This is a genomic window from Streptantibioticus silvisoli (assembly GCF_027947535.2).
Lineage (GTDB): Bacteria > Actinomycetota > Actinomycetes > Streptomycetales > Streptomycetaceae > Streptantibioticus_C > Streptantibioticus_C silvisoli.
The window spans coordinates 24,351-50,972 of the sequence record NZ_JAAGKO020000041.1 but is presented as its reverse complement, the minus strand read 5'-3'; the positions used below and the strand labels follow the sequence as shown (position 1 = coordinate 50,972).

The following is a 26,622-nucleotide window of genomic DNA, read 5'->3' as shown; positions in this document are numbered from 1 at the left end:
CCGCGATCAGCCGTCCCCATCCCCCGAAAGCGTGACCCGAGGAGTGACGACACCGGTGACCGACGCCGACCACGCCTGGATGCTGCGGGCGATCGACCTGTCCCGCGGCTGCCCGCCGTCGGACACCGCGTACTCGGTCGGCGCGGTCGTCGTCGGCGCCGACGGCACCGAACTGGCCCACGGGTTCAGCCGCGAGGGCGGCGATCCGAAGGCGCACGCGGAGGAGGCCGCGCTGGCCAAACTGCCGCCGGGCGATCCCCGGCTGGCGGGCGCCGTGCTCTACAGCACGCTGGAGCCCTGTTCGCAGCGCGCCTCCCGTCCGGTGCCGTGCGCCCGGCTGGTGCTGGCGGCCGGCATCCCGCGGGTCGTCATCGCCTGGCGCGAGCCGCCGCTGCTGGTGGCGGACTGCGTCGGCGTGGAGCTGCTGGCCCGCGCCGGCGTGACCGTCGTGGAGCTGCCCGACCTGGCGGAGGCGGCCCGACAGGTCAACGCGCACCTGCTGGGCTGAGTCGGTCCGGCCGGCGCGGGGGCGGTCCGGCGGTCCGGGCACCACCGCCAACTCCCTTACCGGAAGCGCCGGATACCGTGCCCGCACCCCGCACCCCGCACCCCGGCCACCGCACCCCGCACCCCGGCCACCGCACCCCGCACCCCGGCCACCGCACCCCGCACCCCGGCCACCGGTCACCGCACTCCGCACTCCGCACCTCGGCCACCGGGTCACCGGCCGCGCATGGCTCGTCGGAACGGCCGGGAGGCGTCAGGCCGGGCGGGTCGCGCCGTAGATCGGCATCTCGGTGACCGGCTGGATGTCGATGACCGCGCCGGTGTGCGGGGCCTGGATCATCTCGCCGTCGCCGATGTACATCGCCACATGGCTGATGTCGCTGTAGTAGAAGACCAGGTCGCCCGGTTCGAGGTCGGATATCGCCACGCGGGTGCCGACGTCGACCTGGTCCCACGTGGTGCGCGGCAGGGTGACGCCGGCCGCCGCCCACGCCGCCTGGACCAGGCCGGAGCAGTCGTAGGAGTTCGGGCCGGTGGCGCCCCAGACGTACGGCTTGCCGAGCTGCGCCTTGGCGAACGCGATGGCCCTGGCCGCCTTCGTGGCGTAGGACGCGCTCGACGTGGCGTGCGAGGCGGCGGCCAGCCGGGCGGCGGAGGCGCGGGCGGCGGCCTCGCGCTGCGCCTGGAGCTGGGCCAGCCGCTCCTTCTGCTGCCGGTTGAGGCTGTTGAGCAGGGTCTGCGCCTGACGCAGCTTGTCCTGCACCGCCCGCCGGTCGGTGTCCAGCTTCTGCTGCGCGTTCTGGAGGGTCAGCAGGCTCTGCGACGCCTGGGTGCGCTGCCGGGCGGTGGCGGCCATCTGATCCTCGTACCGGGTCAGGACCTTGCTCTGCTGGGCCGCGCCGCGCTTGAGCAGGTTCTCCGAGTCGAAGAAGGCCTGCGGATCGTTGCTCAGCAGCAGTGTGGCGGTCGGGCCCAGGCCGTTCGTGCGGTACTGCGCCGCCGCGTACTCGCCCAGCGTGCGTCTCGTCGCGTTCAACTGCTCGGCGCCGGCGGCCACTTGGTTCAGCAGCGCGTTCGCCTTCGTCCGCTGGTGGCCGGTGGTGGCCTGCGCCTGGTTGTACCGCTGGGTCGCGGTGTCCGCCTGGTGGTTGAGCGCGTCGACCTTCGCCTGCACCTCCTGGACGGACGGCTCGGGCTTCGACGGCGCGGCGGCCGCGCTCTCGCTCAGCAGGGTGACCGTCGCCAGCGCGGCCGACGTCAGCCCGATCACCGCACGCGGTGCGGTGACGACGGCGGTACGCGGACGCGGCTTGCGGTGCGACGCCATGACGGCGCTCCTTCCGTGACCGCTTGCCGGGTCAGCTGACGGGTTCGGGCATCGGAAGGCCGCCCTACGGCCGGTCCGCGCCGGTGCGCGGGCAGGCCGATTCACCCCCAGGTCGAACAGGTTGGGTCCCCGGCTCCGGCCAGGCCGGATTCAGCGGCGGCAGTCCGTTTCGGCACATCACCGAGTCAGGGGCGGACGCCTGGTCGAGCACGCTAGCGAAGGTGTGCGGCTTCTGTGAAGCCCGGGACGTGATGTGGCCGCGACTTTTCCGTTATCTCCCGGTGTCCTAAAGGGGGGGTGCGGATACGGAGCGTGACGGCCGGGGTGGAACGTCTGCCGGGGGAGGGTGGCGTGCTCGGCGCTCGCGCTTGGTGCTCGGTTCTCGGCGCTTGGGGAACGGCCGGTGCGGTCGGCGTATTGGCGTATCGGCACACTGGCTTGCGGGACGTACCGGCGCACAAGTCGTATCGGCGTATCGGTACACAAGCTGTATCGGCGTACCACCGCACAAAACGATCGGCGTACCGGCGTACCGGCGCACCAAGACCCACCGCCCCCGCCCCGCGCCGCCGACCGCCCTCACCCGGTCCCTCGATCCGCCCGCCGCCGCGGAACCCAGAACCCGCGGAACCCAGAACCCGCGGAACCCGGGCCCCGCAGAACGCAGACCCTCCGCAGAACGCAGACCCCCGCAGAAGCCCAGAACCCCCTCCGGCCTGGCGTTCGTCGTACCGGGGTGGACCGGGTCATGGCTGTCCGTGCGGCCGCCTAGACTCGGTGGACGATGAGCAGCCTCTTCGACGACAGCTTCCTGGCCGCCCTGGAGCCGACCGGGGACGGCCCGCCGCCGCCTCCGGACGACCACGAGTACGCGGACTCCCACGCCGCGGACGACGCGCCGCACGACCTGTTCGGCGGCCGGTTCGACGCGCCTCCGCCGCGGGACGCGTACTACCGCGACGGCGCCCCGCGCCCGGCCCTCGACGCCGACGCCCTGCTGGAGGGGCTGAACGACGAGCAGCGCGCCGCCGTCACGCACTCCGGCTCCGCGCTGCTCATCGTGGCCGGCGCCGGGTCCGGCAAGACCCGGGTGCTCACCCACCGCATCGCCCACCTGCTCGCCGCGCGCAACGTGCACCCCGGTCAGATCCTGGCCATCACGTTCACCAACAAGGCCGCCGGCGAGATGAAGGAACGCGTCGAGCAGCTGGTCGGCCCGCGGGCCAACGCCATGTGGGTCTCCACGTTCCACAGCGCCTGCGTGCGCATCCTGCGGCGCGAGAGCAAGCACCTGGGCTTCACGTCCAGCTTCTCCATCTACGACGCCGCCGACTCCAAGCGCCTGATGGCCCTGGTCTGCCGCGACCTGGACCTCGACCCGAAGAACTACCCGCCGAAGTCGTTCAGCGCCAAGGTCTCCAACCTCAAGAACGAGCTGATCGACGAGGAGACCTTCGCCGCCCAGGCGGAGAACCCGTTCGAGAAGAAGCTCGCCGAGGCCTACGCGCTCTACCAGGCCCGGCTGCGCGAGGCCAACGCCCTCGACTTCGACGACATCATCATGACCACCGTCAACCTGCTCCAGGCGTTCCCCGACGTCGCCGGGCACTATCGGCGGCGCTTCCGGCACGTCCTCGTCGACGAGTACCAGGACACCAACCACGCCCAGTACACCCTGGTGCGCGAACTCGTCGGCACCCCCGCGAGCACCGAGCCCGACCCGGCCGTGCCGCCGCCGGCCGCCGACCCGGACGACGCGATGGCCGAGCTGTGCGTGGTGGGCGACGCCGACCAGTCCATCTACGCGTTCCGCGGCGCCACCATCCGCAACATCCTCCAGTTCGAGGAGGACTACCCGGACGCCACCACCATCCTGCTGGAGCAGAACTACCGCTCCACGCAGAACATCCTCACCGCGGCCAACGCCGTCATCGAACGCAACGCGAGCCGCCGCCCGAAGAACCTGTGGACCCAGGCCGGCGCGGGCCCGGTCATCACCGGCTACGTCGCCGACACCGAGCACGACGAGGCGTCCTACGTCGCCGAGGAGATAGACCGCCTCAGCGACTCCGGCCGGGCCAAGCCCTCCGACGTGGCGATCTTCTACCGCACCAACGCGCAGTCCCGGGTCTTCGAGGAGATCTTCATCCGCGTCGGCCTGCCCTACAAGGTCGTCGGCGGCGTGCGCTTCTACGAGCGCAAGGAGGTCCGCGACGTCCTCGCCTACCTGCGCGTGCTGTCCAACCCCGAGGACACCGTCCCGCTGCGCCGCATCCTCAACGTCCCCAAGCGCGGCATCGGCGACCGCGCCGAGGCGATGATCGACGCCCTGTCGATGCGCGAGAAGATCTCCTTCCCGCAGGCGCTGCGCCGCGTCGAGGAGGCGTACGGCATGGCCGCCCGGTCGCTGAACGCCGTGCGGCGCTTCAACGACCTGCTCGAAGAGCTGCGCACCGTGGTGGAGTCCGGCGCCGGCCCGGCCGTCGTCCTGGAGGCGGTCCTCGAACAGACCGGCTACCTCGCGGAGTTGCAGAACTCCACCGACCCGCAGGACGAGACCCGGATCGAGAACCTCCAGGAACTCGCCGCCGTGGCCCTGGAGTTCGAGCAGGACCAGCCCGAGGGATCGCTGGCGGACTTCCTGGAGCAGGTCGCCCTGGTCGCCGACTCGGACCAGATCCCGGACGACGAGGAGGGCGGCGGCGTCATCACGCTGATGACGCTGCACACCGCCAAGGGCCTGGAGTTCCCGGTCGTCTTCGTCACCGGCATGGAGGACGGCGTCTTCCCGCACATGCGCGCCCTCGGCAAGACCAAGGAGCTGGAGGAGGAACGCCGCCTCGCCTACGTCGGCATCACCCGTGCCCGCGAACGGCTCTACGTCACCCGTTCCACCATGCGCAGCGCCTGGGGCCAGCCCTCGTACAACCCACCGTCCCGATTCCTGGAGGAGATCCCCGCCGAGCTGATCGACTGGAAGCGCACCGGCGCCGGCCCGTCCGCCCCGGCGGCCTCCGTCTCCCGGTCGGCCGCCTCCTCCGTGCTGTCCACCGGCCGCGGCACCAGCAACCACTTCGCCACCCGCCGCACCGGCGCCCGGGAGCGCGACGTCGTCGCCCTCACCGTCGGTGACCGCGTCACCCACGACTCCTTCGGCCTCGGCACGGTCGTCGGCGTCAAGGGCGCCGGTGACAACGCGGAGGCCACGGTCGACTTCGGCGGCGAGAAACCGAAGCGGTTGCTGCTGCGGTACGCGCCGGTGGAAAAGCTCTAGCCTCCGGCGGTTTCCGGGGTTCCAGGCTTCTGGGGCTGCGGGTTCACGGGTTCGGGGTTCCGGCTTCTGGGGGTGCGGCGGCTCCGGTGGGTTTCGGGCTTCTGGGGCTGCGGGCTCCCGGGTTCGGGGTTCGGGGTTCCGGGTTCCGGGTTCCGGGTTCCGGGCTTCTGGGGTGCGGCGGCTCCGGTGGGTTTCGGCGTCCCGGGGCCGAGGCTCCGGCGGGTCGTCCGGCGTTCCGGCATTCCGGGGCTGCGGAGGTTCTGGCGGTCTTCGGGGCCTCTGCCGCGCGGCGGGCTCCCGGGAACGTCGCCAGTCGCTTGGGGCGGCCGTTGCGATTGTCGGGTGATCACATGGGTGAACGGGACCTTCGGTGCCAGTCGGACCGCGCCGCCGACCGCACTCGCTGAGGCCCGGCGCCGACGTCGGGCAGTCCGCCGGGCGAGCGAGACCGGGAGATAACGGGCGGCGCGGAAGCCCGATCCCGCGGTCCGGCCGCCCGGGGGCGGTTGTCACCGGCGGCAGCCGTGTGATTTCGCACTCGGTGTGCTGCCCTTGGCTGCGCGACAGGGAAGCTGGCGATAACGTTCGTTCACGCGTGCCGGTGGCGACCACGGCGAAGGCAAGCATGGAGGCAGTGATGGATGTGACCGGTCCGATTCGCGTAGTGGTGGCCAAGCCGGGGCTCGACGGCCACGACCGCGGGGCGAAGGTCATCGCCCGCGCGCTGCGGGACGCGGGCATGGAGGTCATCTACACCGGCCTGCACCAGACGCCCGAGCAGATCGTCGACACCGCGATCCAGGAGGACGCCGACGCGATCGGCATGTCCATCCTCTCCGGTGCCCACATGACGCTCTTCGCCAAGGTCATCGACCTGCTCGGCGAACGCGACGCCCGCGACATCCAGGTCTTCGGCGGCGGCATCATCCCCGAGGCCGACATCGCCCCGCTGCGCGAGATGGGCGTCGCCGCGATCTTCACCCCCGGCACCCCCACCACCGACGTCGTCGAGTGGGTCCGCGGCAACGTCCGCATCCCGGCCTGATCCGGCCGGGGGTCGGCCTGATCCGGCCGGGGTCGGCCCGCTCCCTCCGCATCCCGTCCCTCCGGAGGCGCGACGACCCCTCCGGAGTGCAACGGTTTCTTGGGGGCGGCAACGGGTTCTTCTGCGCCCGCATCGGTTCCTGCTGGGGTCACCGATGTGGGGCCCTGCGGGCTTGCCGACGGCCGGTCCCTGCGAGGGTGCGGACCCGCAGCCGCTCCCGGGGGCGCCCACGCCCGGTTCCTCCGGGGGTACGGACAGCGGGGCCCTGCGGGGGCGCGACGATGCGCGATCTCCGGCGAGGTGCGGGCGCCGGTGCGGTGCGGACGCCGGTGCCCAGCGCAGGGCCGCCGGTGCTGGTGTTCCTCGGGGGAGCGGGCCCGATGGACAGCGGTCCTCGCCCCGACGCCCCCGCCCGTCAGCCCCTGCAAGGACAGCGGCTCCCGCCCCGACGCCCTCCGCCCGTCAGCCCCTGCAAGGGCAACCGCCCCCGTCCGTCAGCACCCTCCACGGACGGCGGCCACCGCCCCGTCGAGGTCCGTGCCGGCCAGTTCCGCGTGCATCACGGCGCGGAGCTGGAGCGTGGTGACCAGGCGGCGGAACGCCTCCGTCCAGTAGCCGGCCGCCCCGGGCGCGGCGTGCGGGCCGTCCTCGGAGGGCTCGGCGGTGAAGGGGGTGAGCCGGCCGGCGTCGGAGGGGTCCAGGCAGCGTTCCGCCAGCCCCATGACGCCGCTGAAGCTCCACGGGTAACTGCCGGCCTCCCGGGCTATGTCCAGCGCGTCGATCACCGCACGCCCCAGCGGCCGGGCCCACGGCACCGCGCACGCGCCCAGCATCCGGAACGCCTCCGACAGCCCGTGCGCCGCGACGAACTCCGTTACCCACGCCGCCCGTTCGTGCTCCGGCAGTACGGACAGCAGCCGCGCCGGATCGCCCGCCACCGCCGCCGACGCCGGAACGGACGGCGGCGGACCCAGCAGGGCGCGCGCCCACTCCGCGTCGCCCTGCCGCACCGCCGCGCGGGACCACGCCCCGTGCAGGTCGTCCCGCCAGCCGTCCGCCACCGCCAGCGCGACGATCTGCTCCGGCGACCGGCCACCCAACCGCTCCCCCCAGCCCCCCAGCCCCGCGGCCTCCACTAACTGCCCCAGCCACCAGGCCCGTTGACCCCGCCCGGACGGCGGAGTGACGACCACCCCGTCACGTTCCATCCCCGCGTCGCACTCCCGCGGTGCCTCGACGACCACGCGCGGACCGACCCCCGTACGGTCCAACGTGACGCAGGCCAGGGCCCGTTCGGCCATCCGGTGGGAAAGCGCTGAACCGGGCAGGCAGGACAGCAGCTCCGCGGCGGTGGACCGCACGTTGCGACTGCGGTCGGTCAGCGCCGCCTCCAGGAACTCCTCGTCCGCCGGGCCGAGTCCGGTGCGCAGCGAGTCGAGGAACAGCAGCCGGTCCTCGGCCCGTTCCTGCCCCCAGGAGGACCGCAGCAACGCCAGCCCGGCCGCCGGATCGTCCACCCGCAGCGCGGACAGCAGCGCCACCCGCTCGGCGAACAGCCCCTCCTCCCACAACGCCCGTGCCGCCCGTGGATCCTGCGCCGCGTCCCCCGCGGCGCCGTGGTCCCCGGACCGCAGCGCGAACTTCCAGTCCGCGTTCAGCCCGGCCAGCCATCGCCCGCGCGGTCCGGCCAGCGTCACCGCGCCGGCGCGCAGGTCGGTCCTGGCCCGCGCGGCGTCGAGCAGACCGGGCAGCGACGAGGGCGGCGGCCGGTATCCGTACGCGTTGGCCGCCGCCAGCCACTGCGGCAGCAACTCCGCCAGACTCGGCGCACTGCTCCGCCCACCGCCCGAACCGGCCGCCCCCGCACGGTCGTTGAGCAACTGCGCCAACCGCCGCGCCGCCGGCTCCGGCAACGGCGGCCGGGTGTCCGGCGCGGCCGGTGCCGGGTGCTCCGCGCTCACCGCGGGGCGCAGCCCGGCCCGCCGCCGCACCGTGGCGACCGCCGCCGCGTCCAGCAACGCCACCGCCGCGTCCCGCTCCCCGCCCGGCCCGCCACGCCGGTCCGTCCCCAGCAACGCCGCCGACAGCAACGACTCCCAGTCACCGGGCACGCTGTCGCCGGGCACTTCGCCCTTGCCGGCCACGCTGTCGCCGGGCACCCCCGCACCGGGCACGTTGTCGCCGGGCGCGCCCTCGCCGGCCACGCCGCCGTCGGCCGCCGTGTCCGCGCGGCCCAGCGCACCCCCGCCCGGCACACCCCCACCGGGCACGCTGTCGACCGGCGTCACCGGGCCCGCGCCGACCGGCGCCCCCGCACCGGTCGCCCCGCCGCCGTCCCCGTCGACGACCTCGCCCCCGGCCGCCGTCCCCGGTCCCGGGCCCGTCCCGTACGTCCCGTTCATGCTCCCTGTCCTCCTCCTGATCCCCATGCGCCCCCGGTTCCCTCTGATCCCCCTGCCGCGCGGTCGGGCCCCGGGCGGGTCACAGCGTCACGGCCTGGGCCGGCTCGGCGTCGTCGGCCGACCAGGTGGTCAGCGGGGTGAACCCGCGGTGTCCCAGTGAGCCGAAGACGGTGACCGGCGCGCCGCCGGATGTCGCCGCCAGCCGCCACAGACCGGGACGTCCGAGCCGCCGGGGGTCGACGGGCAGCGCGGCGCCGCCGTCCGCGTCGGACAGCTGCCAGCCGGTCGGCGCCGGTATCGGGACCACGCCGGCCAGCACCACCGGCCAGCCCTCCAGCCAAGGGTCCGCCGCCAGCGCCCGGCCGTACCCGTCCAGCGCCTCGCCGACCCGCACCCCGGGCGGCACCGTGCCGGGGCCCGGCTCACCGTGCCGTTCGCCGAGTACCGCCCGCAGGGGCGACGCGCCGGGGTGGAAGGCGAGTTCGGCGTCGAGCGTGCGGCCGACCGGCAGCGACAGCTCCGGCGACCGGCCCGCCGCGCCGAACGACAGCAGCAGTGCCGACCGCCCGAGTTCCGCCCCGAGCAGCCAGGTCCGGCGCGTGGTGAGCCTGCCCTCGGCGCTGTCCTGCCGCGCGAGCACCAGCCAGCGGTCCCGAACGGCGGGACCGGCCAGCAGTTCGGCGCTGTCGGTGGTGAAACCGACCCGGGCACGCACGGTCGCGGCCAGCCCCCGCGGCAGTGCGTCGCCCGCCTGGTGGCCGCGGGCCAGCAGGTGCAGCAGACCGTGCTCCTCCAGCATCCGGGACGGCCAGTCCCCGCCGGAGCCCGGTATGGCGGCGAACTCCCGGGCGCGCGAGGCGAGTCCGGGGGCCTGCGCGTCGACCATGCGGGCCGCGACCTCGTCCCACACCTGCCAGCCGGCCGGACCGGTGGCCGCGAAGCCGGTGCGGATCTGGTCGGCCAGCCGCTGCTCCAGCTCGCTGACGCCGTCCGCCACCCGTTTCGCCCGCCGTTCGGCCCGCCGCCGCGCCGCCTGCGGGTCGGCCTTCCCCGCCGCGTTCTCCCCGGTCGCGGCGGCCCTGCGCTCCCCGGCCGCCGACCGCGCGTCCCGCCACTCGCGCACCCAGTCCGGCGCCGCGTCCGCGCCCGCCGCGGGGAAGCCGGCCGCCGGGTCCCGGTGGGACCAGAGCAGCAGCAGCCCCAAGGCGTGCTTGCAGGGGAACTTGCGGCTCGGGCAGGTGCAGCGGAAGGCCGGCGGCCCCCCGAGATCGGCCACCGCCCGGTACGGCTTCGCCCCGCTGCCCCGGCACTCGCCCCACACCCACGGGCCCGCCCCGCCGGCCGCGGGTGAGGTGCCCGTGCCGGACCACGGACCGGGCACGCCGAGCTTCGCTCCGGCCTTGTTCGAGGCGGCGTCAGGAGCAAGCGCCAGCACCTGCTCGGGCGACCACCTCACTTCGGTGTCCTCCATGCCCGCAACGCTACGAGCGCCCACTGACAATCGCCCCGGGAACGTCTCTGACCTGCGGTCACGTGCGATCTCGGACGGATTGTCAGAGGGCTGGTGCAGGGTGGAACCCGTAGGCGGTTCCCGGGGGTTGGAGCGGGAACCGCGTGGTTCCCGCTGGGCATTTCGTCGTACCGAATTCCAACCTGACCGCGCACACGCATCGTTGGGGGCAGCCATGACAGAACAGGCCCTTCGGCCGCACGCCGAGGACGCATTCGCCGAGGAGCTCAAGGCCCTCGCCGCGGCCGACGACCGCCCGCGCCCGGCCCGTTGGAACATGTCGCCCTGGGCCGTCGCCACCTACCTGCTCGGCGGCGCGCTGCCGGACGGCACGGTGATCACCCCGAAGTACGTGGGACCGCGCCGGATCGTCGAGGTCGCGGTGACCACCTTGGCCACCGACCGCGCGCTGCTGCTGCTCGGCGTGCCCGGCACCGCGAAGACCTGGGTGTCGGAGCACCTGGCCGCCGCCATCAGCGGCGACTCCACGCTGCTGGTCCAGGGCACCGCCGGCACCCCGGAGGAGGCGATCCGCTACGGCTGGAACTACGCCCAGCTGCTCGCCCACGGCCCGAGCCGCGACGCCCTGGTGCCCGGCCCGGTCCTGCGGGCCATGGCCGGCGGCGGAATCGCGCGCGTCGAGGAGCTGACCCGCGTACCGGCCGACGTGCAGGACAGTCTGATCACCATCCTGTCGGAGAAGACCCTCCCGATCCCGGAGCTGGGCGAGGAGGTGATGGCGGTCCGCGGGTTCAACCTGATCGCCACCGCCAACGACCGCGACCGGGGGGTCAACGAGCTGTCCAGCGCGCTGCGGCGCCGGTTCAACACCGTCGTCCTGCCGCTGCCGTCCAGCGTGGAGGACGAGGTCGACATCGTCGCCCGCCGCGTGGAGCAGCTCGGCCGCGCCCTCGACCTGCCGCCGGTGCCGCACGGCGCCGACGAGATCCGCCGTGTCGTCACCGTCTTCCGCGAGCTGCGCGACGGGATCACCGCCGACGGCCGGATCAAGGTCAAGTCGCCGTCCGGCACGCTGTCCACCGCCGAAGCGATCTCGGTGGTCACCGGCGGCCTGGCGCTGGCGGCGCACTTCGGCGACGGGCGGTTGCGCGCCGCCGACGTGGCGGCCGGCATCCTCGGCGCGGTGGTCCGTGATCCGGCGGCCGACCGGGTGGTCTGGCGGGAGTACCTGGAGTCCGTGGTGCGCGAGCGGTCGGGCTGGAAGGACTTCTACCGGGCCTGTCGCGAGGTGGGCGCATGAGCACCGGCACCCTCCCGGGCCCGCCGCGCGGCTCGGTGGCGGGCGACGACGCGGAACGGCTGTGGCTGCTCGGCGTGCGGCACCACGGCCCGGGATCGGCCCGCGCGGTCCGCGCCGCGCTGGACAGCCGGCGGCCCGACGTCGTGCTGATCGAGGGGCCGCCGGAGGCCGACGCGGTGGTCGGCCTGGCCGCCGACCCCGAACTGCGGCCGCCGGTGGCGCTCCTGGCCCACGCGGTGGGCGATCCGGCACGGGCCGCGTTCTGGCCGTTCGCCCGGTTCTCCCCGGAGTGGGTCGCCATCCGCTGGGCCACCGACCACGGCGTCCCGGTCCGCTTCATCGACCTGCCCGCCGCCAACTCCCTCGCACTGCACGCCGAACGCGACGCACGGCAGGAGCTCGCCGAGGCCGATCCCGCCGAGGCCGACGCGGAGCCCGCCGAGGCCGACGCCGACCCCGCCGGCGAATCGGTGCCCCCGGAAGAGGGCGCGCAGCGCGACACGCCCGAAGGCGGCACGCCTGAGGCCGGAGCGGAGTTCGGCGTTCCGGAGGACGGCACGCCCGACATCGTTCCGCGTACGGACGGCACCCCGGAAGACGGCACCCCGGAAGACGGCGCCCCCGAAGCCGGCGCCCCCGAAGCCGGCGCCCCGTGCGCCCACACCCCGCAGGACGCTGAGGATTCCGCCGCCGTACGGGTCGATCCGCTGGCGGTGCTGGCGCGGGCTGCCGGGTACGACGATCCCGAGCGGTGGTGGGAGGACGCCGTCGAGCACCGCGGCCGGGAGGGCGACGACCCGCTCGCGCCGTTCACCGCGCTGGCGTCGGCCATGGAGGCGTTGCGCGAACGCTACGGCGACGGTGGCCACCGGGACGACGCGATCCGCGAGGCGCACATGCGGTTGCGGCTGCGGGAGGCGGTCAAGGAGTTCGGGCGGGTCGCCGTGGTGTGCGGCGCCTGGCACGTACCGGCGTTGCGCGCGGACGCCACCGTCACCGCCGACCGGCGGCTGCTGAGGGGGCTGCCCAAGGTCAGGGCCGAGCTGACGTGGGTGCCGTGGACGCACCGCAGGCTGGCGCGGCGCAGCGGGTACGGCGCCGGCATCGACTCGCCCGGCTGGTACGACCATCTGTTCAGCGCCCCCGACCGCGTCGTCCCCCGGTGGATGACCGCCGTCGCGGGACTGCTGCGCGCGCAGGACCATCCGGTCTCGTCCGCGCACGTCATCGAGGCGGTCCGGCTGGCCGAGACCCTGGCGGCCCTGCGCGGCCGTCCGCTGGCCGGGCTCGGCGAGGCCCACGACGCGGTGCGCGCGGTGATGTGCGACGGCTCCGACGTCCTGCCGGCCCTCATCCACGACCGGCTCGTCGTCGGCGAGGACCTCGGCACCGTGCCCGACAGCGCGCCCGCCGTCCCGCTCGCGCGCGACCTGGTCCGTACACAGCGCACGCTGCGCCTGAAGCCCGAGGCGGCCGACCGGCAGCTCGACCTCGACCTGCGCAGCGACAACGACGCCGCCCGCAGCCGCCTGCTGCACCGGCTCGGCCTGCTCGGCGTCGAGTGGGGCCGGCCGGGCGAGGCGCGGCAGGGCACCGGCACCTTCCGGGAGAGCTGGCAGCTGTGCTGGGAACCGGAGTTGTCGGTGCGGGTCGCCGAGGCCGGCGTGTGGGGCACCACCGTGGAGTCCGCCGCCACCGCCAGGGCGCGGGACGCCGCGGAGACCGCGGCGGGTCTGGACGGCGTCACCGCGATCGCCGAACGCTGCCTGCTCGCCGACCTGCCGGGCGCGCTGCCCACCGTCATGCGGGTGCTGGCCGACCGCGCCGCGCTCGACACGGACGTGAGCCGGCTGGCCGGCGCGCTGCCGGCGCTGGTGCGTTCGGTCCGGTACGGGGACGTGCGCGGTACCGACGCGGGCGCGCTGCGGGAGGTCGCCGAGGGGCTGGCCACCCGGATCTGCGTCGGTCTGCCGCCCGCCTGTGCCGGGCTCGGCGAGGACGGCGCCCGGGAGATGCGCGGCCACCTCGACGGCGTGCACGCGGCGGTCGCGCTGCTGGCCGGGGCGCACGAGCCGCTGCGGGGCCGGTGGGCCGGCGTGCTGCGTTCCCTGGCCGGCCGGGACGCGACGACCCCGGGGCTGATCCGGGGCCGGGCCGCCCGGCTGCTGCTGGACGACGCCCGGCTGGAGACCGCCGAGGCCGCGCGGCTGATGGGGCTGGCCCTGTCGCCGGGCACCGCGCCCCGGGAGGCGGCCGCCTGGGTGGAGGGTTTCCTGTCCGGCGGCGGGATGCTCCTGGTGCACGACGAGCGGCTGCTGGCGCTGGTCGACGGCTGGCTGACGGGGGTGCCGGAGGAGGCGTTCACCGACGTACTGCCGCTGATCCGGCGGACGTTCGCGGAGTTCGACAGCGGAGTGCGGCGCACGGTGGGGGAGTTGGTGCGCCGCGGCCCGTCGACGGCCGGTGGCACGGTGGGCGGGGGCGGCGGTGAGCCGGGGGCCGCCGGGTTCGGCGCGGGCCTCGACCCCGGTCGCGCCGACGCCGTACTGCCCACCCTCAGGCTGCTGTTGGGCCTGCCCGGCGCCGCCCGGGACCTGGAAGGAGACCGCGCATGACGACCACCACGACCGTCCCCGACGCCGACGGTGACGGACCGGAAGCGGAACGCCTGCGGCGCTGGCGGCTGGTGCTGGGCGGCGGGGAGGCGGACGGCACCGGCCACACGCTCGCCGGGCGCGACGCCGCGATGGACCGCACGCTGGCCGCGCTGTACGGCAGCGGCGGCGGTGCCGGGGCCGGCGGCCGTGCCCCGTCCGGGGAGCGCGGCGCGGGACTCGGCGGTTCGGCGCCCCGGGTGGCCCGCTGGCTCGGCGACATCCGGCAGTACTTCCCGACCTCGGTGGTCCAGGTGATGCAGCGGGACGCCATCGACCGGCTCGGGCTGGCCGCGTTGCTGATGGAACCGGAGATGCTGGAGGCGGTCGAGGCGGACGTCCACCTGGTCGGCACCCTGCTGTCGCTGCACAAGGCGATGCCGGAGACCACCAGGGAGACCGCGCGGGTCGTCGTGCGCAAGGTCGTGCGGCAGTTGGAGGCGCGCATCGCCACCCGCACCCGCGCCACGGTCACCGGTGCCCTGGACCGTTCCACCCGGGTCTCCCGGCCCCGGCACCGCGACATCGACTGGGACCGCACGATCCGCGCCAACCTCAGGAACTACCTGCCCGAGCACGGCACGGTCGTTCCGGAACGCCTGGTGGGCCACGGCCGGGCGGCGCGCGCGGTGAAGAAGGACGTCATTCTGTGCATCGACCAGTCCGGTTCGATGGCGGCGTCCGTGGTGTACGCGTCGGTGTTCGGCGCGGTCCTGGCGTCGACGCGGTCGGTCAACACCTCGCTGGTCGTCTTCGACACCTCGGTCGTCGACCTCACCGGCCAACTCGACGACCCGGTGGACGTGCTGTTCGGCACCCAGTTGGGCGGCGGCACCGACATCAACCGGGCGCTGGCGTACTGCCAGTCGCTGATCACCCGGCCGGGAGAGACGATCGTCATCCTGATCAGCGACCTGTACGAGGGCGGCATCCGTACCGAGATGCTCAAGCGGGTCGCGGCGATGAAGGCGTCCGGCACGCAGTTCGTGGCGCTGCTCGCGCTGTCCGACGAGGGCGCGCCGGCCTACGACCGGGAGCACGCGGCGGCCCTCGCGGCGCTGGGGGCACCGGCGTTCGCCTGCACGCCCGACCTGTTCCCCGACGTGATGGCGGCCGCGATCCAGAAGCGCCCGCTGCCGATACCCGAGATCGCGTGACGGACGATACGCGGCGGTTCGTTGACGGCACCGCGTCACCCGGCGACCGCGTGACGTCACCGGGTCGCGTCGCATAGCGGATATGACGGGGCATCAACATCCAAGTCGGAGAGGGAGGTTGCGCCGGGGGCGGTGGGCGTTGAAAGATCAACACGTCATCCGGAACGTGTCCGTCCGCTCGGAAGGCCCCATCGTGCTGTCCCCGGTCCGTGCTGTGCCCGTCGTGTCGCGTGAGCGCGGCACGGGTGGCGGTCGCGCGCTGTCGGTGGCACTGCTGCTCGGGGGATTCCTGGCGCTCGCCTTCGTTCTGTGCGGCCAGGCACACGCGGCGGCGCCGGAAAGCCCGTCCGTGCTGTCCGCGCCCGCGACCGGACCGGCGCTCGCCGACTCCGTGACGCGGGGCGCCGAACAGGGCGCGACGGAGCAGGCGGCCGACGGCGGCCGGGACGTCACGCACGCCGTGGCGGCGGCCACCGCGGGACCGGCGACCGATCCGGTCACCGGACTGATCGACGCCGTCACGGGTGTCACCCACCAGGTGACCACACCCGTCGTGCAGGCCGTCGGCCCGGTGGTTCCGGTTGTCCCAGTGGTTCCGGTGGGAGCACACTCACGGGCGCCCGGGCACCACGTCGCCGACCACCGTTGTTCCGTCGCGACGCGGACCGCACGCCCGGCACCGGCCGGCCCGCGGTCCACCACTGCGGCGCGCACGCGGGCCGGCCACCACGCCGCCCGGCCCGCGCCGCACGCCCTGCCGCGGCAACGCGCCGGTGGTCAGGCGGCTCCGGCTGCCGCGGCCGCACCGGCCGTACCGGTGCGAACCCCGGGCGTGGCCCGGCATTCCGGGCACCCCGTCGACGGCGACGGAACCGCCCACCACACCGGTGGTACGAACGCGTCCGGCCCTGCGGCCGGCGCACACGTCCACCACGACGCGGCCGCCCGTGCGATCGCGTCCGGTTCGACGCCGCTGCGCCGCGCGTCGGACGTCTCCGTACAGCCCGACTAGGCGGTACGGCCCCGCCCGGCATGACGCCGTGCGGTGCGCCCGCCCGGTCGGATCTTCCGCGTCGAACGGCCCGTGACGGAACGTCTTCCGTCACCGCCCTGACGCCACTTCACCCGATCGTGTCGTGCCCGCCGCCCGCGTCGCCGGGCCGCGCCACCGCTGTCGCGCGGTGTCCGCCGACCGGTCACCCCTCGCCCGGTTCGCCGTCCCCCCGCCTGAGCGGTCCGGCGCCTCCGCCGATCCGACAGCACGCCGGATCGAGCGGTCAACGTCAACACCTCACGTTCATCCATCACTTGGAGCACCCTCATGCGTACGACCCTGTGCCGCGCCACCCTCGTCGCCGCTGCCACCGCCGGCCTGCTGGCCCTCGGCTGCGCCGCCGCCGACGCGGCCCCCACGTTCCCGATCACCGGCGTCACCGGCATCACCGGTGGTCTCTCCGGCACCGTCACGCACACCTCCGGCGGTGTCCCCGGCACCGTTACGCACGTCACGGACGTCACCGGCGGTCTCTCCGGCGCCGTCACGCACACCTCCGGCGGTGTCCCCGGCAACGCCACCCACGTCACCGGCCCGGTCACCGGCATCCTGCGATCCGTCACCGGTGACCTGCTGGGCGGCGGCCGGATCGAGCACCCCCTCAACCAGGGCGCCGGCGGCGGCCTGACCGGCACCGCGGGCCACCTCACCGCCGGCCCGGCCGACATCATCAGCGGGCCCGCCGGCACCGTCAGCGGCCTCGACGCCCCCGCGGGCGACCTCACCGCCGGCCCGGCCGACATCATCAGCGGACCCACCGGGAGCGTCAGCGGCATCACCGTCAGCGGACTCGTCGGCACCGTCAGCGGCTTCTCCGGCAACGGAGCCTCCGGCGTCAGCGGACTCACCGGCACCGTCAGCAGCCTCACCGTCGGCGGCCTCACCCTCAGCAGCTTCGACGCCCCGGTCGGCGTTCTCCCCGTCAGCGCCCTCCCCGGCAACGGCGTCTCCGGCCCCGTCGCCGCCCTCCCCGTCCACGGCCCCCTGAGCCCCACCAGCACCGTCAGCCCCATGAACACCGTCAGCCCCCTCAACCCCACCCGCACCGTCGGCGACCTCACCGCCGGGCCCGCCCGTATCAACGGCCGTGACGCCCGGAACCTGCCCGCTTCGGTCGGCGGGGCCGTCGGAAGTGTGGAGCCGTTCGCGTCCGGTACCGGGGTCCAGGCGACCCCGTTGGCACCCTGTGCCGTCGTGCGGTCGGCCGTGTTGACCGGCGTTGCGGTCCGGCAGGGCGTGGCCGCCGGCGTGGCGGCGGTCGGCGTCACCGGCCACTCGGTCGCGCCGCTGCCGGGTGACCTGTCCGACGGCCCGGCGCCGGTGCGGCCGCTCCCCATCTCCCCGCTGGTCCCGACCGTCTGACCGGTCGCCACCGAGCGGTGTCGCCGCGGTCCGCGGTCCCGTACTCCCGTACCGGACCGTGGCGACACTCCCGGCCGCCGGACGGTCCGGGCGCGTGGCTACCCCCCGCGCGCCCGTGGCCGTCCGGCTTCCGGCCCGGCCGCCGACCGGAAACCGGACGGCACTCTGTGACTGTTCTCACCGCCCAGGGGTGACCTGGAATTTAGACCGCCGCTACAGGCAGGGATAACCTGCGATGCGGACATGCCGCGTATCTGGCCGACGTGTGCGCCCTCATTTTCGATCGCGTCCTCACGCCGCCCGCCTGCGGCACGCCCGCGCAGACATCAGACCGGTCACCAGACTGCGACAGAGAAGCAAAGGGACGGACGCGCGTGGACCTGTTCGAGTACCAAGCGAGGGATCTCTTCGCCAAGCACGGTGTGCCCGTGCTGGACGGTGAAGTGATCGACACCCCCGAGGCCGCGCGTGAGGTGACCGAGCGTCTCGGTGGCCGTGCCGTCGTCAAGGCGCAGGTCAAGGTCGGTGGCCGCGGCAAGGCCGGTGGCGTCAAGCTGGCCGCCGACCCGGCCGACGCGGTCGTCAAGGCCGACGCCATCCTGGGCATGGACATCAAGGGCCACACGGTCCACAAGGTGATGCTGGCCCAGACCGCGGACATCGCGGAGGAGTACTACGTCTCCTTCCTGCTGGACCGCACCAACCGCACCTTCCTCGCCATGGCCTCCGTCGAGGGCGGCGTGGAGATCGAAGAGGTCGCGGTCAACAACCCCGAGGCGCTCGCCAAGATCGCGGTGGACGCCAACGAGGGCGTGACCGACGCGAAGGCCCGCGAGATCGTCGAGGCGGCGAAGTTCCCGGCCGAGCTGCACGACCAGATCGCCAACGTGCTGAAGACGCTGTGGACGGTCTTCATCAAGGAGGACGCCCTCCTGGTCGAGGTCAACCCGCTGATCAAGTCGGGTGACGGCAAGATCATCGCGCTCGACGGCAAGGTCTCGCTGGACGAGAACGCCGGGTTCCGCCAGCCGGAGCACGAGGCGCTCGAGGACAAGGCCGCCGCGAACCCGCTGGAGGCCGCGGCCAAGGCCAAGAACCTCAACTACGTCAAGCTCGACGGTGAGGTCGGCATCATCGGCAACGGCGCGGGGCTCGTCATGAGCACCCTGGACGTCGTCGCCTACGCCGGTGAGAACCACGGCGGCGTCAAGCCCGCCAACTTCCTGGACATCGGCGGCGGCGCCTCGGCCGAGGTCATGGCCAACGGTCTGGAGATCATCCTGGGCGACCCGGACGTCAAGTCCGTGTTCGTCAACGTCTTCGGCGGCATCACCGCCTGTGACGCGGTCGCCAACGGCATCGTCCAGGCGCTGGAACTGCTGAAGAACAGGGGCGAGGACGTCACCAAGCCGCTGGTCGTCCGCCTGGACGGCAACAACGCCGAGCTGGGCCGGAAGATCCTCAGCGACGCCAACCACCCGCTCGTTGAGCGCGTGGACACCATGGACGGCGCCGCCGAGCGGGCCGCCGAACTGGCTGCGAAGTAAGGGACGAGGACCAAGAACACCATGGCTATCTTCCTCACCAAGGACAGCAAGGTCATCGTCCAGGGCATGACCGGCGCCACCGGCATGAAGCACACCAAGCTCATGCTGGCCGACGGCACCAACGTCGTCGGTGGCGTCAACCCGCGCAAGGCCGGCACCTCCGTCGACTTCGACGGCACCGAGGTCCCGGTCTTCGGTACGGTCGCCGAGGCGATCGAGAAGACCGGTGCCGACGTCACCGTTATCTTCGTGCCGGAGAAGTTCACCAAGAGCGCGGTCGTCGAGGCCATCGACGCCGAGATCCCGCTGGCCGTCGTGATCACCGAGGGCATCGCCGTGCACGACAGCGCCTCCTTCTGGGCGCACGCGATCGCCAAGGGCAACAAGACCCGCATCATCGGCCCGAACTGCCCCGGCCTGATCACCCCCGGCCAGTCCAACGTCGGCATCATCCCCGGCGACATCACCCAGGCCGGCCGCATCGGCCTGGTGTCGAAGTCGGGCACGCTGACCTACCAGATGATGTACGAGCTGCGCGACATCGGCTTCTCGTCCGCCGTCGGCATCGGTGGCGACCCGATCATCGGCACCACGCACATCGACTGCCTCAAGGCGTTCCAGGACGACCCCGACACCGAGCTGATCGTCATGATCGGTGAGATCGGCGGCGACGCCGAGGAGCGCGCGGCGGCCTTCATCAAGGAGAACGTGACCAAGCCGGTCGTCGGCTACGTCGCGGGCTTCACCGCGCCCGAGGGCAAGACCATGGGCCACGCCGGCGCCATCGTCTCCGGTTCGTCCGGCACCGCCCAGGCGAAGAAGGAGGCCCTGGAGGCCGCGGGCGTCAAGGTCGGCAAGACCCCGTCCGAGACCGCGCGCCTGGCGCGCGCCGCGCTCGCTTCCTGAGCCTGGTTCCGATCGTTACGTGTACGACGGGCGCGCCCCCGCACGGGGGCCGCGCCCGTCGGCGTTTCCGCAGGTGGCGCGCGATCGCTCGCTGACGCGGGGGCGTCGGATGGGGATGGGCAGGGGTGTACGTGCCGATGCGGTAACGGTGGTGTACGTACCGGTGCGGTGGCGGGCGGTATACGTACCGGGGTAGCGGCGGGCGGTATACGCACCGGTGTGGTGGCCAGTGGTGTACGTGCCGATGCGGTGGCGGACGGTGTACGCGTCGGCGGGGTGGCCGAGCATATGAAATGTTCATCACGGGCGACACGCTGCTGAACGCGTCATCCCTGGGCGAACCGGACGTCATTGGCAGCATGGCTCGATGTGACGCACTTCACCGGCCATGTCCCCCCGCTGCAGGGCCACGCGCGGTCCGCACGGCGCGCCCCCGAGGTGATGGCCGCGATGCTGGGCGGCGCGGTCGCCGCCGGCCTGGGGTTCGGCATCATCGCGGTCCTGGTGCTCTTCCTGTGGATCACCTCGCCGTTCCCGGACAGCGGTCCCGACGACGCCCTGCGGGTCGCCGCCGCGCTGTGGCTGCTCGCCCACGGAGCCGACCTGGCCCGCGCCGACGCCCTCACCGGCGGCACGGTCCCGGTCGGGTTGACGCCGCTGCTGCTGGCCGCGCTGCCGTGCTGGCTGCTCTACCGCGCCGCCGCCCACGCCATCGCCCGCGACCATGACGACCCGGCCGGGCCGGAACCGGAATCCGACCCGGCGCTCGGCCCGCTCGCCACCACCGGCTGGCTGCTGGCCGGTTATCTGCTGATCGGCCTGGTGCTGCTGGTATTCGCCCGAAACGGCGGCCTGCGGGCCGACACCGTCTCCGCGCTGCTCAACGTGCCGCTGGTGGCCGTCGGCGCCGCCGTGCTCGGCACCTGGAGTGCGGGCGGCTGGCACGTCGTGCGGCCGTCGCCGATGGTGCGGCGCGTGATGAACCGGGTGGCGTTGCCGGCCGGGGGCGTGAAGACGGCCTGCTGGGCGGCGGTGTCGGGGGCCGCGGCGCTGTTCGGCGGCGGCGCGCTGCTGGCGGCCGGTTCGCTGGCCTGGCACGGGGGCGCCGCCGCGGATTCGTTCACCACCTTGACCTCGTCGCTCTCCGGCCGCTTCGCCGTCCTGCTGCTGACCCTCACCCTGGTGCCGAACGCCGCGGTGTGGGCGTCCGCGTACGCGCTGGGCCCCGGGTTCGCGCTGGGCGCCGGCGGCTGGGTCTCCGCGGCCGGCACCGTCGGCTATCCGCCGACGCTGCCGAACTTCCCGCTGCTCGCCGCCCTGCCCCGGCCCACCGGCCCGCAGGGCGGCACGCCGTTCGCCTGGCTCGTCGTCGCCCTGCCGCTGGCGGCGGCCGTCCTGCTGGCGCTACGGGTCTGCCGCGGCGCAGTCGCCCGGCGCTGGACGGCGACCAGGACCCTGGTCGTGATCCTGCTGACGGCGGCGGCGCACGGCGCGGTCGTCGCGGTCGTCGCCGCGTTCGCCGGCGGCCCGATGGGTACCGGCACGCTGGCCGCGTTCGGCCCCGACGGCCTGCGCACCGGCGGCGCCGCGGCCGCCTGGGCCCTCGGCGCCGCCCTGCCCGTCACCCTGATCGGCCGCTGGTGGCGGTTGCGCCGCTCCCGCGACCGCCCCCTGTCGCCGGCCCCGCCGACCCCGGTGCGCCTCACCGTCCCGCCCCCCTCGTCCCGCCCCCAGACCCACCCGCTGACGCCCCCCACCTGGCCGGACCCGCTGAAGACGCCGCAACGCCGGACGATCCCGGAACGACTGAGGGCACCGGAGGGCCTGGCGGCGCGGGAGGGGCTGGCGGCGCCGGGGGGCACCGATGCGGGGGGCTTGAGGGAGCCGGAGGGCGTTACGGAGCGGCAGGGCAGGGCGGCGCAGGAGGGCATGGCGCTGCCGGAGCACCCCCAGATGTCAGGCGGGCCGAAGGCGCCGGAGCCGGACCGCCCGAAGACGTTCGACCGCTCGGAGGCGCCGGACCGCTCGAAGGTGTCGGGGGAGTCCTGGGCATCGGGGGCGTTCCGGGCGCCGGGGCAGTCGCAGGCGTCGGAGGGGGTGAAGACGTCGGAGGGGCTGAAGACGCCGCCGCCCCCGAACCCGTGGAGGGCGCCGGGGGCGGCAGGGCCAGGGGCCGGGGAGCCGGCCGACCGGAAACCGGAACCGAATCCGGAGCGGAAACCGGAACCGGAGCCGGGATCGGGACCGGAGTAGGAGCCGGCTCCCGGCGGGCGGGTCAGTTGCCCTGGATCGAGCTCATGTGCTGGCGGATCGGCGCCGGGAGGTCCGTGGCGCAGGCCGCGCGGGCCGGCTGCGTCAGCGCGTCGTTGACGCAGCTGTAGTAGTCCTTGTAGACGAGCTGGAAGGTGAACGCGGCCGCCACCAGCGCCAGCGCCAGCGACGCCGCGATCGTGCCGCACACCGCCGCGGCGAACTGCGGCCGGTAGCGCTGCGTCTGCGGTCCCGCCGCCGCGCCCCACGCGGGTTGCGCACCGGCGACCGGGGGCCGGCCGGGCGCGTTGTCCGGCGTCGCCGCGGTGGGCGTCACCCCGCCGGCCGCGGGCGGTGTGCCGCGCGGCGACTGCCAGGCCGACAGGTCCGCCCCGGTCCGTTCCGGGCCGGCGGCGTTCTCGGCGGCCGGCGGCTGCGCCTTGCCGCGCAGCGAACTGATGCCCCAGTACAGCGCGAGCGCGCCGAACAGCAGCGCGAGCTCCGGGATGCCGTACAGGCCGAAGAACAGTGCCGCGGTGCCGCCCATCAGCGCGTACCGGGCCCGGCGCTGCACCGGGTCGGTGACGTCGAACCGCGGTCCGCCACCCTGCTGCCCGCCGGGTCCGCCCGGTCCGCCCTGGCCGGGGCGCCGCTCGGGGCCGGGCTGCGACCCGCCCGGGCCACCGCCGAACGGATCACGCCGGCCGTCGCCGTGCGGCGCCGGCTGCCGACTGCTCCAGCGGTCACCGCCGCCCGTGCCGCCGTTCCCCTGCCCGTTGCCGTCCCCGGAACCGCCGGAGGCGCCGCCGTCATGGTCGCCGGGCGCGGGGTGGCGGGGCTGCCACGGGCGGTCCGGGGCACCCTTCGGCGGGGCCGCGAACGGATTGTCCGACCGGCCGCCGGGGGTCGCGCGCTGCTCGTCCGGCGAGGACGACGATGACGGCGACGGCGAACGCCCCTCGCGCAGCGCGGTGACCGCGACGGGGACGCCGCGCGTCCCGCGGATGATGGTGATGCGGCCGCTGCTCATAGTTGGTTGCGCCATCCCCTTGCCGACTGCTCCTCGTCCATGCTTGCGAGTCTCCTACCTGACGCTACCGGTCCCCGGGCTCCCGGCGCCTGCGGGGGCCGGAGGCAGTGCCGGTATCGTTGCTGACGGCCGACGGCTTCGTAGGGTTCCCCATACCGCGTGATCCCTGCGATTCGTACGACCGTACAAACACCCGGTCCCGCGAGAAGGAACCCCGCTGTGGCCTCCGCCGCCTCCAGACCGCCCGGTTCGCCCGGTGCGCGTCTCGTCGTCCTCGTCTCCGGTTCCGGCACGAACCTCCAGGCACTGCTGGACGCCATCGCCGCCGACCCCGACGGCTACGGCGCCCACGTCGTGGCGGTCGGTGCCGACCGGGACGCCATCGCCGGCCTGGAACGGGCCGAACGCGCCGGGCTGCCGGTCTTCGTGTGCCGGGTCCGCGACCACGGGACCCGCGCCGCGTGGGACGCCGCGCTGGCCGAGCAGGTCGCCGCGTACCGGCCCGACCTGGTGGTCTCCGCCGGGTTCATGAAGATCCTCGGGCCCGCGTTCCTCGCCCGGTTCGGCGGCCGGACCGTCAACACCCATCCCGCGCTCCTGCCCAGCTTCCCCGGCACCCACGGGGTGCGCGACGCGCTGGCGTACGGCGCGCGGGTCACCGGCTGCACCGTCCACTTCGTCGACGCCGGTGTCGACACCGGTCCGATCATCGCCCAGGGCGTGGTCGAGATCCGGGACGGGGACGACGAGAGCGCGCTGCACGAACGCATCAAGGACGTCGAGCGACGCCTGCTCGTCGAGGTCGTGGGCCGTCTCGCCCGCGACGGTTACCGCATCGAGGGAAGAAAGGTCATCGTCCCGTGAGTAGCGAAGCCACCTCTGCCACCCGGCGCCCCATCCGCCGGGCCCTGGTCAGTGTCTACGACAAGACCGGACTGGAGGAGCTGGCCCGCGGGCTGCACGCGGCCGGCGTCGAACTGGTCTCCACCGGCTCCACCGCCGCCCGGATCGCCGCCGCCGGAGTCCCGGTCACCGCGGTCCAGGACGTCACCGGTTTCCCGGAGTGCCTGGACGGGCGGGTCAAGACCCTGCACCCGAAGATCCACGCCGGCGTGCTGGCCGACCTGCGGCTCGACAGCCACCGCGAGCAGCTCGCCGAGCTCGGCGTCGAACCGTTCGAACTGGTCGTCGTCAACCTGTACCCGTTCAAGGAGACCGTCGCCTCCGGCGCCTCCCCGGACGAGTGCGTCGAGCAGATCGACATCGGCGGCCCCTCGATGGTCCGCGCGGCCGCCAAGAACCACCCCTCGGTCGCGGTGGTCGTCAACCCCGGCCGCTACCAGGACGTGCTCGCCGCGGCCGCCGAGGGCGGCTTCGACCTCACCACCCGCAAGCGGCTGGCCGCCGAGGCCTTCCAGCACACCGCCGCCTACGACGTGGCCGTCGCCAACTGGTTCACCGGCGACTACGCCGCCGAACCGGAGGCAGCACTGCCCGCCTTCGTCGGCGCCACCTTCGAGCGCCGCGCGGTCCTGCGGTACGGCGAGAACCCGCACCAGCCGGCCGCCCTCTACACCAACGGCCTCCCCGGAGGCATCGCCAACGCCGAGCAGCTGCACGGCAAGGAGATGTCCTTCAACAACTACGTCGACACCGAGGCCGCCCGCCGCGCCGCCCACGACCAGGACGAGCCCTGCGTCGCGATCATCAAGCACGCCAACCCGTGCGGCATCGCGATCGCCGCCGACGTCGCCGAGGCACACCGCAAGGCTCACGCGTGCGACCCGCTCTCGGCGTTCGGCGGCGTCATCGCCGTCAACCGCCCGGTGACGGTGGAGATGGCCGAACAGGTCGCGGAGATCTTCACCGAGGTCATCGCCGCCCCCGGCTACGAGGACGGCGCTCTTGAGGTGCTGGCCCGCAAGAAGAACATCCGTGTCCTGAAGGTCGACGGCCTGCCCACCACCCCCGCCGACATCAAGACCCTCTCCGGCGGCGCGGTCGTGCAGCACACCGACGTCTTCCAGGCCGAGGGCGACGACCCGGCCAACTGGACGCTGGCCAGCGGCGACGCGCTCTCCGAGGCCGAGCTGCGTGAGCTGTCCTTCGCCTGGCGGGCCTGCCGCGCGGTGAAGTCCAACGCGATCCTGCTGGCCAAGGACGGTGCCACCGTCGGCGTCGGCATGGGCCAGGTCAACCGGGTCGACTCCGCCCGCCTCGCCGTCCAGCGGGCCGGTGCCGAGCGCGCCGCGGGCGCCTACGCCGCCTCCGACGCCTTCTTCCCGTTCCCCGACGGCTTCGAGGTGCTGGCCGAGGCCGGCGTCCGCGCCGTGGTCCAGCCCGGCGGCTCGATCCGCGACGAGCTGGTCCTGGACGCCGCGAAGGCGGCCGGCGTGACGATGTACTTCACCGGTACCCGGCACTTCTTCCACTGATCACGTAAGCCACGGGTCGACCGGCACCGGTCAACGGTGCCGGTCGGCTGCGCCGGTCAGCTGTGCCGGTCGACGGTGCGGTCCGTCGCACGGGGGCCGGCGTACGGAGCCCGTCGCACCGGCCGACTCGCTGATCGGCGTCACCGACCACGGAACGCGGGCGGCCCCGGAAAACCCGGGACCGCCCGCTTCGTCCGTCTCCGGGGCGGTGCCCGGTGCCCGGTCAGTACCGCGGGCGGCTGAACCAGGCCGTGCCCGCCCGGGAGAACATCGCCACCAGGAACACGATCCCGAACCCGAGCCCCACCATCCCGATCAGCAGGCCCACCACGGTCGTGTTGCTGACCATGTCCAGCACGCCGCCTAGGATCTCCACGATGCCCAGGATGATGGTGGTCACCCGGACACCGCCACGGCCGCGTGAGTACCGCACGGCCAGCGTCATCACCAGCGCGCCGATGACGATGACGGCCACACCGGCCGCCACCGCGGGAGCGGCCAGCCCGGAGGTGTCGGAGTCGTCGCTGCTCGACGACATCACGATGCCCGACAGCAGCGCCAGCGCGCCGCCTATCACCGACAGCCCCGACATGATGAACAGGATCACCCGGGCCGCCGTGACCACCCCCGGCATCTGGGGCGGCCCGACCGGCCAGCCGGGCTGACCGCCCCAGCCGGGATAACCGCCCGGCCCTGCCCCCGGGCCGTAGGGCGACGGCTGCTGCGGATAGCCGTACGGCTGCCCGTACTGCTGGCCCGGCTGCTGCTGCGGCGGGCCGTAGGGTCCCTGGCCCGGCTGCTGCGGCGGCGGACCGTACGGGTTCGGCGGATAGCTCACCGGTTTCCTCCTCGTCTCCTGGCTCGTCCCGGGGCGCGCGTGCCGCTGTCCGTCTCCGGACCG

The 26,622-nt window shown here is 74.2% G+C and carries 17 protein-coding genes, 1 pseudogene and 1 riboswitch; of the genes and pseudogenes, 13 read left to right on the top strand and 5 right to left on the bottom strand.

Going from position 1 to position 26,622, the window contains the following annotated elements:
* Positions 1 to 40: 40 nt before the first annotated feature.
* A pseudogene (locus POF43_RS24570) lies at positions 41 to 508 on the top strand (cytidine/deoxycytidylate deaminase family protein); the annotation flags it as partial.
* A 252-nt stretch (positions 509 to 760) separates the two neighbouring features.
* Here POF43_RS24570 and POF43_RS24565 read toward each other — a convergent pair.
* Entirely contained in the window at positions 761 to 1,834 is a 1,074-nt protein-coding gene (locus POF43_RS24565; RefSeq protein ID WP_271325724.1) for a C40 family peptidase, read from the bottom strand.
* A 5-nt stretch (positions 1,835 to 1,839) separates the two neighbouring features.
* A riboswitch (cyclic di-AMP (ydaO/yuaA leader) is annotated at positions 1,840 to 2,000 on the bottom strand.
* A 618-nt stretch (positions 2,001 to 2,618) separates the two neighbouring features.
* Here POF43_RS24565 and pcrA point away from each other — a divergent pair.
* On the top strand, positions 2,619 to 5,108 hold the full coding sequence (gene pcrA / locus POF43_RS24560; protein WP_271325275.1) for a DNA helicase PcrA: 2,490 nt from the start codon (positions 2,619 to 2,621) through the stop codon (positions 5,106 to 5,108).
* A 637-nt stretch (positions 5,109 to 5,745) separates the two neighbouring features.
* Positions 5,746 to 6,153: a coenzyme B12-dependent isobutyryl CoA mutase small subunit gene (gene icmB, locus POF43_RS24555; protein WP_271317654.1), complete on the top strand. Its 408-nt coding sequence runs from the start codon at positions 5,746 to 5,748 to the stop codon at positions 6,151 to 6,153.
* A 494-nt stretch (positions 6,154 to 6,647) separates the two neighbouring features.
* Here icmB and POF43_RS24550 read toward each other — a convergent pair whose 3' ends face one another.
* Positions 6,648 to 8,555: a DUF5691 domain-containing protein gene (locus POF43_RS24550; RefSeq protein WP_282704754.1), complete on the bottom strand. Its 1,908-nt coding sequence runs from the start codon at positions 8,553 to 8,555 to the stop codon at positions 6,648 to 6,650.
* Between the two features lie 79 nt (positions 8,556 to 8,634).
* The gene (locus POF43_RS24545; RefSeq protein ID WP_271323473.1) at positions 8,635 to 10,026 is read right to left on the bottom strand and encodes an SWIM zinc finger family protein; all 1,392 of its coding nucleotides are present in this window, start codon (positions 10,024 to 10,026) and stop codon (positions 8,635 to 8,637) included.
* Between the two features lie 214 nt (positions 10,027 to 10,240).
* Between POF43_RS24545 and POF43_RS24540 the strand changes: the two genes are divergently transcribed.
* The 8 genes from POF43_RS24540 (at position 10,241) to POF43_RS24505 (ending at position 22,259) form a co-directional block, all read left to right on the top strand.
* On the top strand, positions 10,241 to 11,326 hold the full coding sequence (locus tag POF43_RS24540; protein WP_271315064.1) for an ATP-binding protein: 1,086 nt from the start codon (positions 10,241 to 10,243) through the stop codon (positions 11,324 to 11,326).
* Positions 11,323 to 13,941 (top strand): DUF5682 family protein, encoded by a 2,619-nt coding sequence (locus tag POF43_RS24535; protein WP_271323474.1) that lies wholly within the window; start codon positions 11,323 to 11,325, stop codon positions 13,939 to 13,941. The genes POF43_RS24540 and POF43_RS24535 overlap by 4 nt, the downstream gene beginning before the upstream one ends.
* Complete coding sequence (locus tag POF43_RS24530; protein WP_271323475.1) at positions 13,938 to 15,137, top strand: VWA domain-containing protein; 1,200 nt, start codon at positions 13,938 to 13,940, stop codon at positions 15,135 to 15,137. The genes POF43_RS24535 and POF43_RS24530 overlap by 4 nt, the downstream gene beginning before the upstream one ends.
* Before the next feature lie 223 nt (positions 15,138 to 15,360).
* Positions 15,361 to 16,149, top strand: coding sequence for a hypothetical protein (locus POF43_RS24525; protein ID WP_271323476.1), 789 nt, complete (start codon positions 15,361 to 15,363; stop codon positions 16,147 to 16,149).
* Positions 16,150 to 16,458: 309 nt separating this feature from the next.
* Positions 16,459 to 17,553 (top strand): hypothetical protein, encoded by a 1,095-nt coding sequence (locus POF43_RS24520; protein WP_282704753.1) that lies wholly within the window; start codon positions 16,459 to 16,461, stop codon positions 17,551 to 17,553.
* Between the two features lie 374 nt (positions 17,554 to 17,927).
* Positions 17,928 to 19,100: an ADP-forming succinate--CoA ligase subunit beta gene (gene sucC, locus POF43_RS24515; protein ID WP_271315059.1), complete on the top strand. Its 1,173-nt coding sequence runs from the start codon at positions 17,928 to 17,930 to the stop codon at positions 19,098 to 19,100.
* 21 nt (positions 19,101 to 19,121) lie between these two features.
* Positions 19,122 to 20,006, top strand: coding sequence for a succinate--CoA ligase subunit alpha (gene sucD, locus POF43_RS24510; RefSeq protein ID WP_271315058.1), 885 nt, complete (start codon positions 19,122 to 19,124; stop codon positions 20,004 to 20,006).
* Positions 20,007 to 20,375: 369 nt separating this feature from the next.
* Positions 20,376 to 22,259, top strand: a complete 1,884-nt coding sequence (locus tag POF43_RS24505; RefSeq protein WP_282704752.1) for a cell division protein PerM — start codon at positions 20,376 to 20,378, stop codon at positions 22,257 to 22,259.
* A 22-nt stretch (positions 22,260 to 22,281) separates the two neighbouring features.
* On the opposite strand, the gene POF43_RS24500 is transcribed toward POF43_RS24505, so the two are convergent.
* Positions 22,282 to 23,301, bottom strand: coding sequence for a hypothetical protein (locus tag POF43_RS24500; protein WP_271324613.1), 1,020 nt, complete (start codon positions 23,299 to 23,301; stop codon positions 22,282 to 22,284).
* 204 nt (positions 23,302 to 23,505) lie between these two features.
* Between POF43_RS24500 and purN the strand changes: the two genes are divergently transcribed.
* Together purN and purH are read left to right on the top strand one after the other, a co-directional pair.
* Positions 23,506 to 24,150: a phosphoribosylglycinamide formyltransferase gene (gene purN, locus POF43_RS24495; RefSeq protein ID WP_271316629.1), complete on the top strand. Its 645-nt coding sequence runs from the start codon at positions 23,506 to 23,508 to the stop codon at positions 24,148 to 24,150.
* Positions 24,147 to 25,721, top strand: a complete 1,575-nt coding sequence (gene purH, locus POF43_RS24490) for a bifunctional phosphoribosylaminoimidazolecarboxamide formyltransferase/IMP cyclohydrolase (protein ID WP_271324612.1) — start codon at positions 24,147 to 24,149, stop codon at positions 25,719 to 25,721. The genes purN and purH overlap by 4 nt, the downstream gene beginning before the upstream one ends.
* Before the next feature lie 223 nt (positions 25,722 to 25,944).
* Here purH and POF43_RS24485 read toward each other — a convergent pair whose 3' ends face one another.
* Positions 25,945 to 26,559, bottom strand: a complete 615-nt coding sequence (locus tag POF43_RS24485) for a hypothetical protein (RefSeq protein ID WP_271316627.1) — start codon at positions 26,557 to 26,559, stop codon at positions 25,945 to 25,947.
* Between the last annotated feature and the right edge of the window lie 63 nt (positions 26,560 to 26,622).

Excerpts from the sequence above, each read along its gene's own strand:
- POF43_RS24565 (WP_271325724.1), bottom strand. The coding sequence starts at position 1,834 with ATGGCGTCGCACCGCAAGCCGCGTCCGCGTACCGCCGTCGTCACCGCA.
- pcrA (WP_271325275.1), top strand. The coding sequence starts at position 2,619 with ATGAGCAGCCTCTTCGACGACAGCTTCCTGGCCGCCCTGGAGCCGACC.
- icmB (WP_271317654.1), top strand. The coding sequence starts at position 5,746 with ATGGATGTGACCGGTCCGATTCGCGTAGTGGTGGCCAAGCCGGGGCTC.
- POF43_RS24550 (WP_282704754.1), bottom strand. The coding sequence starts at position 8,555 with ATGAACGGGACGTACGGGACGGGCCCGGGACCGGGGACGGCGGCCGGG.
- POF43_RS24545 (WP_271323473.1), bottom strand. The coding sequence starts at position 10,026 with ATGGAGGACACCGAAGTGAGGTGGTCGCCCGAGCAGGTGCTGGCGCTT.
- POF43_RS24540 (WP_271315064.1), top strand. The coding sequence starts at position 10,241 with ATGACAGAACAGGCCCTTCGGCCGCACGCCGAGGACGCATTCGCCGAG.
- POF43_RS24535 (WP_271323474.1), top strand. The coding sequence starts at position 11,323 with ATGAGCACCGGCACCCTCCCGGGCCCGCCGCGCGGCTCGGTGGCGGGC.
- POF43_RS24530 (WP_271323475.1), top strand. The coding sequence starts at position 13,938 with ATGACGACCACCACGACCGTCCCCGACGCCGACGGTGACGGACCGGAA.
- POF43_RS24520 (WP_282704753.1), top strand. The coding sequence starts at position 16,459 with ATGCGTACGACCCTGTGCCGCGCCACCCTCGTCGCCGCTGCCACCGCC.
- sucD (WP_271315058.1), top strand. The coding sequence starts at position 19,122 with ATGGCTATCTTCCTCACCAAGGACAGCAAGGTCATCGTCCAGGGCATG.
- POF43_RS24500 (WP_271324613.1), bottom strand. The coding sequence starts at position 23,301 with ATGGCGCAACCAACTATGAGCAGCGGCCGCATCACCATCATCCGCGGG.